Raw genomic sequence first — 14785 nt, forward strand, 5'->3', positions numbered from 1 at the left:
CGGGTCAGGGCTCGGGGTACGCGTCGGCCCAGGGGCGGGCCCGCTCGATCGCCGCGGCGACGGCGAGGACGTCGTCCTCGGCGTGTCGGTGCCCGACGACCTGGACGCCGACCGGGAGCCCCTCGTCGGTGAACCCGGCCGGGACCGACGCGGCGGGGTGGCCGGTCAGGTTGAACACCCAACAGAGCATGGCGTCGGTCGGCACGCCGCGGACCGACTCGCCGTCGATCTCCGTCGGGAACGGGTCCGCGAGGCGCTTGCCGTAGGGCGGCACCGTCAGCGTCGGCGTGAGCAACGCGTCGTGATCCGAGAGCGCGGCCTCGATCCCGTCGTAGGCGGCCGTCCGGGGGCGGTTCCGGGCGCGCTCGTCGGCCGCCTCGAGCCCGTCGGCGAGCTCCAGCGTTGCGCGAAGCGTCGGTTCGAGGTCGGCGGCCCCGAGATCGAGGTCGTGTCGCGCCGCGAGCTGGTCGGCGAACGAACCGAAGAAGGCCCCGACCTGCGTGACGTACGCCATCGAGAGCTCGTCGTACGGCGGCAGCGACACGTCGGGCCGCTCGACGTCCGCGCCGGCGTCCGCGAGGTCCCGGACCGTCTCGCCGACCGGCGTCCGCACCGCCGGCGCGACCGGCTGGAGGTCGAGGTCCGGACTGTACGCGATCGAGAGCCCCTCCGTCGGCCGCTCGGTCGCCGCGACGTAGTCGGCGTCCGAGGCCGGAACGCTGTGTGGGTCCCGGCGGTCGGGACCGGAGAGGACCGACAGCAGGCGGGCGGCGTCGGCGGCGCTGCGGGCCATCGGGCCGCTGACCAAAAACGGGGTGTGGACGCCGAACCCGTCGGCCGGTTCGCGCTCCGGGACGACCCCGAGCGTCGGTTTCAGCCCGACGACGTTACAGCAGGCGGCCGGCACGCGGAGCGATCCGCCGACATCCGAACCGGTTGCGAGCCTGACGGTCCCGGCCGCGAGCGCGGCCGCCGACCCCCCCGAGGAGCCGCCCGCCGAGCGGTCGTGATCGAACGGCGTCGGCGTCGCGCCGACGAGGCGGTTCTCCGTCCTGATCGTGTGCCCGAGCGCCGGCGTGCTCGTCGTGCCGACGACGACGGCTCCGGCCGCCTCGAGGCGTTCGACGGTGATCGAGTCGGCGTCGGCGACGTTGTCCGCGAGCGCGTCGAGTCCCAGCGTGTGCCTGACGCCCCGCTTTCTGCCCCGGAGGTCCTTGATCGCGACCGGAACGCCGTGTAACGGGCCGAGGTCCTCGCCCCGATCGGCCGCCCGGTCGGCCTCGCGCGCCCGCTCGCGGGCGTCGTCCTCGATGATGGTGATGAACGCGTTCAGCGCGTCGGTCGCGTCGATGCGTCGCAGGGACGCCTCGAGGAGTTCGAGCGCGGAGCGGCGCCCCGAGCGGACGTCGGCCGCGAGCAGGTCGACCGGACGGTCGAGTGGCTCCACCATGCCGGGGCGTCTCGCGGTCGGATCATAAATCCGGGCGACCGCCGGCCGCGGCCCACAATCCTTAATATATCGCCGGCGTCGCCTTAACATATGACCGTTGTCAGCGTGTCGATGCCGGATTCGCTGTTGGATCGTCTCGACGAGTTCGCCGAGGAGCACGGGTACACGGGCCGAAGCGAGGTCGTCCGGGAGGCCTCGCGGAACCTCCTCGGGGAGTTCGAGGACAAGCGACTCGAGGGCAGAGAGCTGATGGGCGTCGTCACCGTCGTCTTCGATCACGAGACCTCGAGCGCCGAGGAGCGGATGATGAGCATCCGCCACGACCACGAGGACATCGTCGTCTCGAACGTCCACAACCACGTCGGCGACCACTACTGCATGGAGCTGTTCACGCTCGAGGGAACACTCGCGGAGATCTCGACGTTCGTCGGGAAGATCAGGGCGACAAGCGACACGCTCTCGGTCGATTACTCCGTGGTTCCGATCGACGACTTCGGGGCCGCCCTCGCGGAGTGAGGCGGCTCCCGTCGGCTCTTTTCGGCTCGGTCGGGGCGGTTACGGCGGTCGCTTCGGGACCGAAACGACAGGAACGAAGGGACGCGAGAACTCGTTACCGGAGGTCCGGGACGAGCGGTGCCGCTACCTCGCCGGCGTCGTAGCGCTTCCGCGCGCCGCCGTCGGCTCGGAGCGGCGTGGTGGGTTCGTCTTCTCGGGGCATCACCGGGACCATCGGTTCGATGTCGTCTCGCATCGTGTACCTGACCGGAAGGGCCGGTACGTAATAAATGTAATGATCGATCATCATGATACGGCAAACGCTGCCGGGGGACGGCCGACCGGCCGCGCCCCGAGGCCGCAGGGACCGGGGACGCCGCCGGTGTCGGGGGTCGAAACGCCAAGGAGCTATGAACGACGAGGACGACGTGTGGCTCATGAGCGACAACGAGCCGCCGGGGCGAGGGCGGACGCCCGAGGCCCGCGAGATCGAACCGGCCGCGCCCGAATCGTTCGGCCTCACGCAGGCGTGGTGGGGCGACGGCAAGGGAAAGACGACGGCGACGCTCGGGATGGCCTTCCGGGCGGCGGGCCACGGCTACCGCGTCCACGTCCTGCAGTTCATGAAAGGCGGGGCGGCGAGCGTCGAGGACGTCCGCGGCGAGTACAACGCGATGGCGGCGATGCCGGGGCTCACCTACGAGAACCTCGGGCAGTACGGCTGGCACGCGATGAACGACGGGACCGACGAGCGCGACCACGAGGCCGAGGCGAAAGCCGGCCTCGAGCGGGCCGAAGAGCTCGTCGAGGGGGCGGCGGCCGCGGACCTCTCGACGCCGTTCGACCCCGACGGGCCGCCCGTCGAGGGGGTCCACATGCTCGTGCTCGACGAGATCCTCTATGCGGCCGACAGGGAGCTCATCGAGCCGGAGGCGGTCCTCGGGCTGATCGACGACGCGCCCGAGGGGCTCGAACTCGTCCTCTCGGGGAGTCACAACCGGCCGGAGTACCTCCTCGAGGCGGCGGATCTCGTCACGAACGTCCGCAAGGAGAAACACCCGATCGACGCCGGCCAGCGCGCACGGAAGGGCACCGAGTACTGAACGGGCGGCGGGGCCGCGGCTACCGGGAGCGCTCTTGGATGTCCGAGACGACGTCGGGGTTGCGCAGCGTGCTCGTGTCGCCCAACTCCTCGCTGTTGGCGATGTCGACGAGCAGCCGTCGCATGATCTTCCCGGAGCGCGTCTTGGGCAACTCGGGGGTGAAGACGATCCGTTCGGGCCGGGCGATCGGGCCGATCGCCTCGGTGACGCCGTCGACGATGGCCTGTTCCATCTCCTCGCTTTCCTCGTAGCCGTCTTCGAGGATGGCGTAGACGTAGACCGCCTCGCCTTTCAGGTCGTGATCGCCGCCGACGGCCGCGGCCTCGGCGACGCCCTCGACGCCGACGACCGCCGATTCGATCTCCATCGTGCCGAGGCGGTGCCCGGAAACGTTGATGACGTCGTCGACGCGGCCGAGGATCGTGATGTACCCGTCGTCGTCGATCTTCGCGCCGTCCTCGGGGAAGTACACCCACTCGTCGGTCTCGGGATCGGAGTACCCCTCCCAGTACTCCGAGACGAACCGGTCGTCGTTTCGGTACAGCGTCCGCAACATCCCCGGCCACGGCCTGTCGACGGTCACGTAGCCGGCCTCGCCGGCCGCGACCGGATCGCCGCTCTCGTCGACGACGTCGGCGCTGACCCCGGGCAGCGGCGGCCCGGCGGAGCCGGGTTTCATCTCACCGACGGCCGGCAGCGTCGTGATCATCATGCCGCCCGTTTCGGTCTGCCACCAGGTGTCGACGATCGGGCACTCCTCGCCGCCGATGTGCTTGTAGTACCACTTCCAGGCCCGCGGGTTGATCGGCTCGCCGACCGTCCCGAGCAGGCGGAGACTCGAGAGGTCATGACGGTCGGGGTACGTCTCGCCCCACTTCATGAACGCCCGGATGGCCGTCGGCGCGGTGTACAGCTGGTCGACCCCGTAGGTCTCGACGATCTCCCAGAGGCGGTCTTTCTCGGGGTAGTCCGGCGTCCCCTCGTACATGACCGTCGTCGTGCCCAACGCGAGCGGCCCGTAGACGATGTAGCTGTGGCCCGTGATCCACCCGATGTCCGCCGCACACCAGTAGGTGTCCTCGGGTTTGACATCGAGGACGGCGTGGGCGGTCCAGGCGACGTACGACAGGTAGCCGCCGGTCGTGTGTTTGACCCCCTTCGGGGTGCCTGTCGTCCCGGAGGTGTACATGAGAAACAGCATGTCCTCGGCGTCGCGGGTGACCGGATCGACCGTCTCGCCCTCGTGGTCGGCGACGAGCTCGTCGTAGTCGAGTTGGTTCTCGCCGAGGTCGTGCTCGGACTCGGGGCCGAGGCGATCGACCACGACCGTCGTCGCGTCGTGCTCGACGCCGTCGAGTCCGTCGTTGGCCTTCGAGAGGTGATCGAGCGCGTCGCCGCGGCGGTAGTAGCCGTCGCAGGTGATCAGGTACTCCGAGTCGGCGGCGTTCATCCGGGTCGCCAAGGCGTCGGCCGAAAAGCCCGCGAAGACGACCGAGTGCGGCGCGCCGATCCGGGCACAGGCGAGCATCGCGATCGGCAGCTCCGGGATCATCGGCATGTACATCGTCACGACGTCGTCCTCCTCGATGCCGATCGAGCGCAGCGCCGCCGCGAACTCGTTCACCTCACGATGGAGCTCCGCGTAGCTGAACGACCGGGTGTCGCCGAGTTCGCCCTCCCACTGGATCGCGGTCTCGTCGCCGCGGTCGGCGAGGTGCCGGTCGAGGCAGTTCGCCGAGGCGTTGAGCTTCCCCCCGGTGAACCACTCGTAGAACGGCTCCTCGACGTCGTCGAGCACCTCGTCGTAGTCGCGCTCCCAGTCGAGTAGCTCGGCCGCCCGCTCCCAGCACTCGGGCCAGTCGTCCTCGAACGCCTCGTATATCCCGGGGTCGGAGACGTTCGCCTGCTCGACGAACGACTCGGGCGGCTCGAAGGCGTCCTGTTCGGCCAGCCGTGCTTCGAGTTGTGCGTCCTCGGAGTCGGACATGGTGTCCTATTGGACAGTTCCCGGTATAATAACGATTGTTGTGCACAAAAGCGCGCCCGGGGACGAACGCGGCGCGAGGCTGCCGACGGAACGAGCGCCGCCGCGGACCCCCGGTAGCTCCCAACTGACAGGCCGACGGGGCGGCCGCACCGATAGCGTTAGGGGCGCACCCGTCGTACGCCGCGTACGTGTCACGGATCGCAGTCGAAACCGGGGTGAACGCGGCATCGGCCGCCGGGCGGGCCGCACGCGTCGCGCACGTCGATTACGTCGCCGACGAACAGACCGAACGGGCGGACGCCGTGTCGTTTCTGAGCGAGGTGCTCTCGGACCCGTTCAACCTCGCGGTCGTCCTCACAAGCGGCGCCGTCGTCGTCGTCGGCCTGCTCGCGTACCTCGCAATCAGGCCGACGATCGAGGACATCGTCGTGCTCCGGGAGACCCTCGCCGGGTACGGCGATCTCGTCCCGTGGATGCTGCGGCTCTCGGCGGGGCTGCCGCTCATCGGCGCGGGGTTTCAGGGCTATCTGTTCGCGCCGACGGCGGGGTTCGACGTCGCCGCGAACCCGGCGCTGCGGCTGTTGTTCATCGGGCTCGGCTTTACGCTCCTGTTCGGGTTGGCGACGCGGACCGTCGCGGCGGTCGGCATCGCGGCGTACGCGTGGTCGCTCACCGCCGACCTCTCGGTCGTCCTCGCCGTCGAGTACGTCCCGATCCTCCTCTCGTTGGTGGTACTGGGGGCCGGACGCCCGAGCGCGGACGACATGCTCCTCGCGGTCGCGGCGGCGGAGGGCACCTACTACGGCCGCATCGACCCGGTGCACCGCTTCAAGCGGCGGGTGGACGCGGTGGTGCGCCGCTTCGAGCGGTTCGTCCCGGTCGTCCTCCGGGTCGGGATGGGGGTGTCGTTCGTCTATCTCGGCGCGGTACAGAAGCTCGCCTCCCCGGCGAGCGCGCTGTCCGTCGTCGAGAGGTACGGCCTGACGGCGGTCGTGCCGGTCGATCCGGGGCTGTGGGTTCTCGGTGCCGGGGTGGCCGAGATCGCCGTCGGGGTCGCGCTCGTGGTCGGGGCGTTCACGCGGGGGGCGGCGGCCGTCTCGTTCGGGCTGTTCACGCTCACGCTGTTCGGGCTCCCCGACGACCCCGTGTTGGCCCACGTCGCGCTTTTCGGCCTGGCGTCGGCCGTGTTCACGCTCGGCGCGGGGCCGCTCTCGTTCGACAACCGGTTCGGACGGCCGGCGTTGCGGCCCTCGGAGTCGGCCGTCTCGACCGACTGAGCGCCCGACGGCCCGCCGCGGGCTACAGGGTCGATCCCCCGCGGTACCGGTAGTCGCCGAAGCCGAGAAGCGGCCAGAAGACGACCGGGATCAGCCACAGGCCGACGCCAAAGAGGATGCCCTGTCCGAACTCCCGGGCGATGTCGAGGCTGACCTTGATGACGGCGACGAGTTGGACGAACGGGACGAAAAGCAGCGCGAACCACCACCACGCGTTGTCGCTTATCCGGACCATCACCCAGAGGTTATACAGCGGGATGACCGCAGCCCACCCCGGTTCCCCCGCCTTCTCGAAGGTCTTCCACGCGCCGGCGATCACGACCGCGAGGAACACGAGCGACAACAGCGACCCGAACGTTCCGCCGGCGTCTCCCGCCTGCAGGGGAGCGAGCGCTCCCGTAAAAAACGACATACGGGCTCTGTGCCGCCCGAGGCTATAAACGCTGTGTCGTTTGGCGCGCCGAACGGCCGTTATCGCTCCGCCGTCCGAAATCGGTATGACGGTCCCGCCCCGAGCAGTGGTGTGTCACGCGCTCGGACGGTCCTCGTCGCCGGGACCGCGAGTCACGTCGGCAAGTCCACCGTCGCCGCGGGGCTCTGTCGGCTGTTGGCCGATCGGGGCGTCGACGTCGCCCCGTTCAAGGCCCAGAACATGTCGAACAACGCCCGGGCGGTCGCCCGCGCGGACGGCGAGGGCTTCGGCGAGATCGGCGTCTCGCAGTACGCCCAAGCGGCAGCCGCCCGGACGCCGGCGACGACGGACCACAACCCGGTGCTTCTGAAGCCCCGCGGCGACGGCGAGTCGCAGCTCGTCGTCGACGGCGAGGCGGTGGGGCACTTCTCGGCCGGGACGTACTACGAGGACCACTGGGAGCGCGCCCGCGAGGCGGCGGCGGCCGCCCACGAGCGCCTCGCCGAACGCCACGACGTCGTGGTCGCCGAGGGGGCCGGATCGATCGCCGAGATCAATCTTCACGACCGGGATCTGGCGAACATCGAGACGGCGCGGTTCGCCGACGCGGACGTGCTGTTGGTCGGCGACATCGAGCGCGGCGGCGTGTTCGCCTCCCTCGTGGGGACGCTCGAGCTCCTGCCGTCCGGCGTTGCGGACCGCGTCGCCGGGGCACTCATCAGCAAGTTCCGGGGCGATCGGGCGCTCTTAGAGCCCGGGCTCGAAGCCTTCGAGGACCGGACGGGCGTGTCGGTCCTCGGGGTGCTTCCGTACGACGATCCCGGGCTGCCCGAGGAGGACAGCGTTTCGCTTCCAGCCCCCGACGCCGCGGCGACGATCGGCGACGGCGACGAGGTCGGGGACGAGCGGGCCGTGACCGTCGCCGTCCCGCGGTTCCGGCGGGCGTCGAACGTCACCGACGTCGAACCGCTCGCGGAGGTCCCCGGCGTCCGGGTTCGGTTCGTTCCGCTCGACGCGCCGCTTTCGGCCGACGCCGTCGTCCTCACGGGCACGAAAAACACCGTCGACGACGCGATCGAAGCGAAGGAGGCCGGCCTCTACGACGCCCTCCGGGCGTTCGAGGGGCCGATCGTCGGGCTGTGCGGCGGGTACCAACTGCTCGGCGAGCGGCTGTTGAACGCCGGCGTCGAGGGGACCGGCGACGCCGAAACGGTCCCCGGCGTCGGGCTGTTGCCGGTCGAGACCCGGTTTAGCCCCCGAAAGACGGTCGAGCCGATCGAGCGACGCTTGGAGGGGTGTGGGCCCCTCGAGGGGGCAGAGGGGGCCGTTTCGGGGTACGAGATCCACATGGGCGACAGCGAGCGCCTCAAGAGGACCGCCCGGCCGTTCGACGGCGAGGGGGCCGCAACGGACGACGTCCTCGGGACGTACCTCCACGGGCTCTTCGAGAACCGGGTCGCCCGCGAGGCGTTCGTCGATCGGGTCTACGAGTCGGCCGGCCGGGACAGACCGGAGACCGACGGCGAGGACCGAGACCCCTACGACCGGGCCGCCGGGCTCCTTGAGGGGGTCGATCTCGGGGCGCTCGGGCTCGGCTAGGACGTCGGCCTCACACCGCGCCGGCCGTCACGTAGAACGGAACGGTCTCGGTGCGGCGGTACTCGCCGCGTTCGAGCTGCGAAACGGCGTCGCGGCCCATCGCCCGCCACGCCGAGCGCAGCGCGTCGAGCGCCTCCTCGTCGCCGGCCATCGCCGGGCGGCGATCCCGGAGCCCGTCGCCGCGCGCCATCCGGCCGACGGCGGCCACGTCGCGCTCGGTGTAGGGCGGCTCGACGACGAGCGTCTGCTCGTAGCGGGCCGTCGTCACGTCCGACAGCCCGACCTCGCGGAACAGGTCGGCGGCGTCGGCCCCGAGGGCGACGTCGGTGTCGACGCCGCGGAGGTACCGCGTCCGGGCCCGCTCGGCGAGGCGGCTCTCGGCGTCGACCGTCGAGTCGATCCGCACCGCGTCGTTGTCCGGCTCGATGCAGGCGACGCGGTCGCGGGCGACCCGGGCGAACTCCTCGAGGGCGCGGCGGGGCTCGGAGAGGTTGATCAAAAGCGCCTGGCAGGCGACGAGATCGAAACACGCGTCGGCGAAGGGCAGGCGGTAGGCGTCGCCGCGGACGGTCGGGCCGGCGAGTTCGGCGAGCAGCCCCCCGTCGCGGTCGCAGCCGACGGCCTCGCCCGGCGACTCCTCGCGGAGGACGCGGGTCAACGCCCCCTCGCCGCAGCCGACGTCGAGGATCGACGAACGACTCGCGAGTTCGAGCGCCGAGAGCGCGGCGCGGCTGTCGTCCCACATCCCGCGGCGCGTCTCCCGAAGGTACTCGGCGTCGAACTCCCGCATCGGGCCCCGTTGGGCGGTGCCAGTCAAAAACCCCCGGACGCGCCCCGCCGGGCGAGGACGTACGCGACGGCCCCGATCCCGAGGACGGACGCGCCACAGACCACGAGGAGCGCCCGGTAGCCGGCGCTCGGGGTCCCGAAGGCCGTCTCGGCGACGAATGTGAACGCGACCGGCCCGAGCGTCTGTCCGAGCCGGAGCACGGCGGTCCGCATCCCCATCATGCCGGCCCGGAGATCCCCCGAGACCGCGGTCACGATGGCCGTGTCGACCGACGGGATCACGAGCCCGAACCCGACGCCGAAGAGCAGAAGCGACGCGCCGACGAAGGCCGGCGAGGGCGCGATCCGGACGGCGAGCAGGCTACAGCCGTAGGCGACGAAGCCGAGCGCGACCAACTCGGTCGCGTTTCGCCACTCCGAGACGCGGCCGTACTGCGAGGAGACGACGGCGCTGGCGACGGCGACGGCCGCCAGGAGTGGTCCGATCTCGGCCGACGAGAGGTCGAACTCGTCGCTCAAAAGCAGCGGGAGCGCGGTCTGGACGGCGCCGTAGAAGACGAAAAAGACGACGAAGATCGCGCCGAAGATCGCGAGCGGGCGGGGGCGGACGGCGACGGCCCCGAGCCCGCGGAGGTACGTCCGGACGTCGCTCGGGGCGCCCGTCTCCGGTTCGGGCAGGGAGACGGCGGCGGCGACCGCGACGGCGATCCCGATCCCGAAGAACAGAAACGGCACGCTCCAGCGGATCCCCGCCAACGCCCCGCCGATGAGCGGGTAGGCGGCCGAGCCGGTTCCGATCACGCTCGAGTTGATCCCCATGACGGCGTCCCGGCGGGGCCCGTCGTAGACGTCGCCGATGAGCGTCACGGCGAGCGTCACGAGCGCGCTCGCGCCGATGCCCTGCAGAAACCGGAGCGCGAGCACGGCGGAGAACGCCTCGACGAAGGCGATCCCGGCGCCGCCGGCCCCGAAGACGAAAAGCAGCGGAACGATGGTCCGTCTGCGACCGATGCGGTCGGCGACGAGGCCGACGAACGGCGTCAGAAACACCCCCGGCAGCGTGTACGCGGTGATAACGAGCCCGATCCGCGCGTCGGTCACGCCGAAGACCCCCCGGAGTTCCGGCAGGATCGGGCTGATGAGCGACACCCCCATGACGCCCATGAGCGAACTCGCGAGGATGACGTGAAGCGTGGGCGAGCGCCACGGGACGTCCGAGCCTCCGTCCGCGTCGCTGTCTGCACACATCATCGCGTCCGACTCGGCACTGGGCGGAGGGACGATTAAGGGGCGCGGTTCGGGGACCGAACGCGCGTCCGGGGGAGAGTCGAGGGTCGACGGTCGAGGGTCGGCGTCGGGCTACCGATCGGCCAACTCGCGGACCCGCTCGACGTTCCAGGCGTAGGACTTGCCGTCCTCGGTCGGCGTCTCCAAGACGAGCGGGACGTCGGCGACCGCGTCGTGGTTGATGAACGCCGCCATGCCCTCGTCGCCGATCAGCCCCTCGCCGACGTGGGCGTGTTCGTCCTTGTTCGTGCCGCAGGCGTGTTTCGAGTCGTTGAGATGGACGCACTCGAGGCGCTCGCGGCCGATCGTCTCGTCGAACGCCGCGAACGTCTCCTCAACGCCGGCGGGCGTCGAGAGGTCGTAGCCGGCGGCAAAGAGGTGCGCCGTGTCCAGACAGACGTCCAACTCGATCGAACACCGATCGAGGACGCCGGCGAGTTCCTCGAAGCTGCTGCCGAGTTTCGTGCCGCCGCCGGCGTCGGACTCGACGAGCACCGTGACGTCGTCGGGGACCTCGAGTTCCTCGAGCGCCGAGGCGGCGTTGTCGAGACCCCCCTCGACGCCCGCGCCCGTGTGCGCCCCGAGGTGGACGTTGACGTACGGAACGCCGAGCGTCGACGCGGCGTCGAGTTCCGCCTGCATCGACACGATCGATTTCTCGCGGAGCCCCTCCTTGGGCGTACAGAGGTTGACGAGGTAGGAACTGTGGATCACCCACGGGCCGATGTCGTGTTCGGCCGCGGTCTCGCGGAACCGCTCGGCCTCCTCGTCGCCGACGTCCGGATCCTGCCAGACCTGCGGCGAGTGCGTGAAGATCTGCCCGCAGTTGCCGCCGTACTCGATCTGTTCGTCGACCGCGTTGTCGATCCCGCCCGCGATGGAGGTGTGGGCACCGATCCTGAGCATACCCACACTCCGCGGAGGCGGCGCATAGTGGCTTCGGATCGCCGCGAGCCCTCGACCCGGGTATCGCCCTCACGCCGCGGGGTCGCTCCGGGATCGCACCCAACGGTCGTGGTCGTACTTGCGTTCGCACAGCGCCGCGGCCGAGTCGCGCTCGGCGTCGGTCCACGAGCCGAACTCGGCGTCGGCCCACGCGGTCAGCGAAGCGGTCAGTTCCTCGACGAACGCGGAGCGCTCCGGGGCGGCCTCGCCGAGGACGTCACAGAGTCCACAGACGCGGTCCCCGAACTCGGCCGGCGAGAGGGGCGGATCGGCGACGCAGGCGAGGTGGGCCTCGGGGTCGGACTCGTAGGTCAACGACCCGTGTTGGACGATCGCCTCGCGCGTTCGGTACTGGGCGTTGCCGGCGATCTTCCGGCCGTCCGGTCCGACGAGGTCGTGTGCGGGATCGAGCCCGCGGAGATAACAGAGGGGGTCGTACAGCGACGGCGACTCGGCGGGGGCGAACCCGACCTCGGCGCCGACCGACTCGAAGGCGTCCACCACCGGGGCCAGGAGCCGCCGGTAGCACTCGGTCACGTCGCCGGGGAACTCCGAGGCCGGCGCGACGATCGAGTACGCGACGTCGCCGAACCCGTCGTGGTAGATCGCGCCCCCGCCGGTCTGGCGTCTGGTGACGTCGATGTCCCGGTTTCGGCAGTGGGTCCAATCGACGACCGAGGGATCGGTGCCGTACCCGAGCGTGAGCGTGCTCGGGGTCCACCGGTAGAGCCGGACCGTCGCCGGGCCGCCCGAGGCGACGGTCTCTGCGGCCACCTCATCGAGCGCCATCGCGGTCGGGCCCCCGAGTTGCTCCTCGGGGATCACTCGCCACTCCATGCCCGGGCTTCGCCGCGGAGCGAAAAAGCGGTTGTGCCCTACGGGAACAGCTGTCGGTCGAGCCGTTCGACCGCGGTGTCGGCGACCTCCCGTAGGTTGACGGCGTCCTCGCGGTTGTACGAGACGAGCGTATCGAGCGCGCCGTCGACGCCGCGCTCGTGTTCACGCCACAGCCGGACGGCGTCCTCCCCGGAGATGTCGGGGCGGTCCCGCTCGACGCCGACGGCCGGTTCGATCCGTTTCAGCCCGCCGGTTAGTCCGACGCGTCGGCAGGGGTACATGAGATCGAGATGCGGCGCATCGATCGCGATGCCGAAGGAAGTCTCGAGGAACGGAACGTCGAAACGGGCCCCGTTGAACGTGATCAAAAGCGGCGCGTCGAGGAGTTCACGGAGGTTCTCGGCGGTCAGGTCGTCGCCGCGAACGAGCGTTTCGGTCCGGCCGCCCCGGTGGGCACTGACGCAGGTCACGTCGTCGCGAGCGTGGTTCAGCCCCGTCGTCTCGATGTCGAAGAAACACGCCGCGTCGCGGAAGTTCTCGTAGAGCCGCCACCGCGCTCCGTCCGGGAGTTCCCGGTCGAAAAACGCCGCGTCCCCGTCGGCCAGTCGGGGGCGAGCGTGGTCGATGAACGACTCGATGCGGTCGGCCGTCGTCGGCCCGCAGAGCGTCGGATCGAACTCCGACCAGGTCCGTGCGCCGGCCGCCCAGATGTTCCGTTCGGTGGTTTCGCCGACCCCGTCGACGGCGATGTACGTGTTTTCGAGTCGCACGTATCCTCCTGTGTCGGGCAGGCCCCTAAATCGATCGCTCGTACTCCAACTCGCCGGCGACCGCCTCGGCGAGTGCCGGCCCGCACTCGCGTTCGACGACGTGGAGCGCGAGGTCGAACCCCGAGGTGATACCGCCGGCGGTGAGGACCACTCCGGCGTCGACGACGCGCTCCTCGCGCACGTCGACGCCCATCGCCCGGAGGTCCTCGCGTGCGGTGTGGTGCGTCGCCGCCGGTCGGCCCTCAAGAACGCCCGCCGCGGCGAGCAAGAGCGATCCGGTACAAACCGAGCCGACGGCGCCGCCGGCCTCGAACCGTTCGGCGATCGACTCGGGGATGTCGCCGCGGTCGTACTCGCGTCGGACGCCGGGCGCATCAGGGTCGTTCCAGCCGCCGCCCGGGACGAGAAGGAAGTCGGGCTCCGAGAGCGTGCCGTCGGGTTCGACCCGGAGACCGCTTCTGGCTTCGACGCGGTCGGCCGGGGCGACGGTCACGAGGGCGGCGTCGATCGCGCCGCCGCGGCGGTTCGCGATCCGGAACACCTCGTAGGGAGCGATCGCGTCGAGTTCGTCGAAGCCGTCGAAAACGAGGATCTCGGTGTCCATGCCGATCGCTCGGCCGGGGCGGACTTAGCCGCCCCGGTCGTAAACCGCATGTGACGATATCAAACGCGAACTCGTCGGAGCCGCGCCTCGGATGGTGAGTCGGACGCGAGGGTTATATGCCGGCTGATCGTTCGCCGAGCCATGCGGGTTTCAAGCGGCGTCGCGGGGCTCGATTCCCTCGTCGGGGGCGGGCTACCGGCCGGACGGCTCTACGTGTTGTCCGGGCCGCCGGGCAGCGGGAAGACGACGCTCTCGACGCAGTTTCTCGTCAACGGCGTCCGGCAGAGCGAGGCCGGGCTGTTCGTGAGCATGCACGAGTCGCGCTCGGACATCGTCGAGGACATGTCCGGCTACGAGTTCGGGTTCGACCGCGCGATCGACACCGATCGGCTCACGTTCGTCGACGTCTTCTCCTCGGAGGGCAAGCGGCTGTTTCGGCCCCCCGGGAAACACCGGGACGCGTCGAGTCTCGTCAACCGCCTCACCGGGTTCATCGACTCGAACGGGATCGAACGGGTCGTCGTCGACTCGACGATGCTTCTGAACCACTTCCTCTCGGACGCCGAGAGCAACACGGTGCAGTTTCTGACCTCGCTGAAACGCACCGACGCGACGGTCGTGTTGGTCTCGGAGATGACCGATCCGTCGGCGTACGCCGACGAGCACTACCTCGCACACGGCGTCGTCTTCCTGCACAACTTCTTAGAGGACGGCGGGATGCAGCGGGGGATACAGGTGCTGAAGATGCGCGGGACGGCGATCGATACGGACATCCACTCCCTGTCGTTCGGCGACGAGGGGCTACGCGTCGGCGAGCGGCGCGGCCGGAACTGATGTACGACCGATACTTCGAGGACGAGGAGGCGGGCGAGTACAGCACCCGGGAGACGCTGGATCGGGCCTACGCCCTCGGCGTCGCGTCGGTCTGTGGCGACCCGGACGACGACGCGTTCGAACGCCTCAAGCGGCGCTCGCCGGACGTCTACGACGAGAGCATCGTCGAACTCGCCTACGAGGAGGGCCGCGCGGAGGCCCTCAAGTTGGAGGCCGAGGGAGGGGACGACGACGAGGAGATCTGGGAGCGACTCGTCGAGGGGGCTCTCGAGGACACCTCGGAGGGCTCCGAACCGCCCGAGGGCCTCCCCGCGGCGCTGTCGGGTCCCGACGACGGCCCCGAGGAGGGGCCGCCGGACCGGCTCGATCTCCCGTCGTTTCTGCGCCGGTAGGCTC

General features: G+C 70.3%; 16 protein-coding genes. 6 read left to right on the forward strand and 10 right to left on the reverse strand.

Translation table 11 applies throughout. From position 1 onward, the window contains the following. Positions 1-4: 4 nt before the first annotated feature. On the reverse strand, positions 5-1450 hold the full coding sequence (locus Q0916_RS06295; RefSeq protein WP_299235830.1) for an amidase: 1446 nt from the start codon (positions 1448-1450) through the stop codon (positions 5-7). 90 nt (positions 1451-1540) lie between these two features. On the opposite strand from Q0916_RS06295, the gene nikR reads away from it, so the two are divergent. After that, positions 1541-1966 (forward strand): nickel-responsive transcriptional regulator NikR, encoded by a 426-nt coding sequence (gene nikR / locus Q0916_RS06300; RefSeq protein WP_299235832.1) that lies wholly within the window; start codon positions 1541-1543, stop codon positions 1964-1966. Positions 1967-2060: 94 nt separating this feature from the next. Here nikR and Q0916_RS06305 read toward each other — a convergent pair whose 3' ends face one another. Next, positions 2061-2201: a hypothetical protein gene (locus Q0916_RS06305; RefSeq protein WP_299235834.1), complete on the reverse strand. Its 141-nt coding sequence runs from the start codon at positions 2199-2201 to the stop codon at positions 2061-2063. Positions 2202-2382: 181 nt separating this feature from the next. Here Q0916_RS06305 and Q0916_RS06310 point away from each other — a divergent pair, with 181 nt between their 5' ends. Then, positions 2383-3048, forward strand: a complete 666-nt coding sequence (locus Q0916_RS06310) for a cob(I)yrinic acid a,c-diamide adenosyltransferase (protein WP_299236090.1) — start codon at positions 2383-2385, stop codon at positions 3046-3048. A 19-nt stretch (positions 3049-3067) separates the two neighbouring features. On the opposite strand, the gene acs is transcribed toward Q0916_RS06310, so the two are convergent. Continuing rightward, positions 3068-5035 (reverse strand): acetate--CoA ligase, encoded by a 1968-nt coding sequence (gene acs, locus Q0916_RS06315; protein ID WP_299235836.1) that lies wholly within the window; start codon positions 5033-5035, stop codon positions 3068-3070. 197 nt (positions 5036-5232) lie between these two features. On the opposite strand from acs, the gene Q0916_RS06320 reads away from it, so the two are divergent. Then, a complete protein-coding gene (locus Q0916_RS06320) occupies positions 5233-6312 on the forward strand; it encodes a DoxX family protein (RefSeq protein WP_299236092.1) in 1080 nt (359 codons plus the stop codon). 22 nt (positions 6313-6334) lie between these two features. On the opposite strand, the gene Q0916_RS06325 is transcribed toward Q0916_RS06320, so the two are convergent. Beyond that, entirely contained in the window at positions 6335-6724 is a 390-nt protein-coding gene (locus Q0916_RS06325) for a DUF5684 domain-containing protein (protein WP_299235838.1), read from the reverse strand. A gap of 111 nt (positions 6725-6835) precedes the next feature. Between Q0916_RS06325 and Q0916_RS06330 the strand changes: the two genes are divergently transcribed. Next, complete coding sequence (locus Q0916_RS06330) at positions 6836-8323, forward strand: cobyric acid synthase (protein ID WP_299235840.1); 1488 nt, start codon at positions 6836-6838, stop codon at positions 8321-8323. A 10-nt stretch (positions 8324-8333) separates the two neighbouring features. Here the strand turns inward: Q0916_RS06330 and Q0916_RS06335 are convergent, their stop codons facing one another. The 6 genes from Q0916_RS06335 to Q0916_RS06360 form a co-directional block, all read right to left on the reverse strand. Beyond that, positions 8334-9113, reverse strand: a complete 780-nt coding sequence (locus Q0916_RS06335) for a class I SAM-dependent methyltransferase (protein ID WP_299235842.1) — start codon at positions 9111-9113, stop codon at positions 8334-8336. Positions 9114-9136: 23 nt separating this feature from the next. Further along, complete coding sequence (locus Q0916_RS06340; protein WP_299235844.1) at positions 9137-10363, reverse strand: MFS transporter; 1227 nt, start codon at positions 10361-10363, stop codon at positions 9137-9139. 108 nt (positions 10364-10471) lie between these two features. Next, a complete protein-coding gene (locus Q0916_RS06345; RefSeq protein ID WP_299235845.1) occupies positions 10472-11305 on the reverse strand; it encodes a deoxyribonuclease IV in 834 nt (277 codons plus the stop codon). Between the two features lie 69 nt (positions 11306-11374). Further along, entirely contained in the window at positions 11375-12181 is an 807-nt protein-coding gene (locus tag Q0916_RS06350) for a lipoate--protein ligase family protein (RefSeq protein ID WP_299235847.1), read from the reverse strand. A gap of 38 nt (positions 12182-12219) precedes the next feature. Continuing rightward, a complete protein-coding gene (locus tag Q0916_RS06355; RefSeq protein WP_299235849.1) occupies positions 12220-12951 on the reverse strand; it encodes a ribonuclease H-like domain-containing protein in 732 nt (243 codons plus the stop codon). Between the two features lie 25 nt (positions 12952-12976). Further along, entirely contained in the window at positions 12977-13555 is a 579-nt protein-coding gene (locus Q0916_RS06360) for a DJ-1/PfpI family protein (RefSeq protein WP_299235851.1), read from the reverse strand. Positions 13556-13696: 141 nt separating this feature from the next. On the opposite strand from Q0916_RS06360, the gene Q0916_RS06365 reads away from it, so the two are divergent. Together Q0916_RS06365 and Q0916_RS06370 are read left to right on the forward strand one after the other, a co-directional pair. After that, positions 13697-14389, forward strand: a complete 693-nt coding sequence (locus tag Q0916_RS06365; protein ID WP_299235853.1) for an RAD55 family ATPase — start codon at positions 13697-13699, stop codon at positions 14387-14389. Further along, the gene (locus tag Q0916_RS06370) at positions 14389-14781 is read left to right on the forward strand and encodes a hypothetical protein (RefSeq protein ID WP_299235855.1); all 393 of its coding nucleotides are present in this window, start codon (positions 14389-14391) and stop codon (positions 14779-14781) included. Before Q0916_RS06365 ends, Q0916_RS06370 begins: the two co-directional genes overlap by 1 nt. Positions 14782-14785 lie beyond the last annotated feature (4 nt).

This window comes from Natronomonas sp., from assembly GCF_028274965.1.
Classification (GTDB): Archaea; Halobacteriota; Halobacteria; order Halobacteriales; family Haloarculaceae; genus Natronomonas.

Coding starts and splice junctions, on each gene's coding strand:
- Q0916_RS06335 (WP_299235842.1), bottom strand. CDS start 9,113: ATGCGGGAGTTCGACGCCGAGTACCTTCGGGAGACGCGCCGCGGGATG.
- Q0916_RS06360 (WP_299235851.1), bottom strand. CDS start 13,555: ATGGACACCGAGATCCTCGTTTTCGACGGCTTCGACGAACTCGACGCG.
- Q0916_RS06345 (WP_299235845.1), bottom strand. CDS start 11,305: ATGCTCAGGATCGGTGCCCACACCTCCATCGCGGGCGGGATCGACAAC.
- Q0916_RS06305 (WP_299235834.1), bottom strand. CDS start 2,201: ATGCGAGACGACATCGAACCGATGGTCCCGGTGATGCCCCGAGAAGAC.
- nikR (WP_299235832.1), top strand. CDS start 1,541: ATGACCGTTGTCAGCGTGTCGATGCCGGATTCGCTGTTGGATCGTCTC.
- Q0916_RS06365 (WP_299235853.1), top strand. CDS start 13,697: ATGCGGGTTTCAAGCGGCGTCGCGGGGCTCGATTCCCTCGTCGGGGGC.
- Q0916_RS06295 (WP_299235830.1), bottom strand. CDS start 1,450: ATGGTGGAGCCACTCGACCGTCCGGTCGACCTGCTCGCGGCCGACGTC.
- Q0916_RS06310 (WP_299236090.1), top strand. CDS start 2,383: ATGAGCGACAACGAGCCGCCGGGGCGAGGGCGGACGCCCGAGGCCCGC.
- acs (WP_299235836.1), bottom strand. CDS start 5,035: ATGTCCGACTCCGAGGACGCACAACTCGAAGCACGGCTGGCCGAACAG.
- Q0916_RS06370 (WP_299235855.1), top strand. CDS start 14,389: ATGTACGACCGATACTTCGAGGACGAGGAGGCGGGCGAGTACAGCACC.
- Q0916_RS06340 (WP_299235844.1), bottom strand. CDS start 10,363: ATGATGTGTGCAGACAGCGACGCGGACGGAGGCTCGGACGTCCCGTGG.
- Q0916_RS06325 (WP_299235838.1), bottom strand. CDS start 6,724: ATGTCGTTTTTTACGGGAGCGCTCGCTCCCCTGCAGGCGGGAGACGCC.
- Q0916_RS06350 (WP_299235847.1), bottom strand. CDS start 12,181: ATGGAGTGGCGAGTGATCCCCGAGGAGCAACTCGGGGGCCCGACCGCG.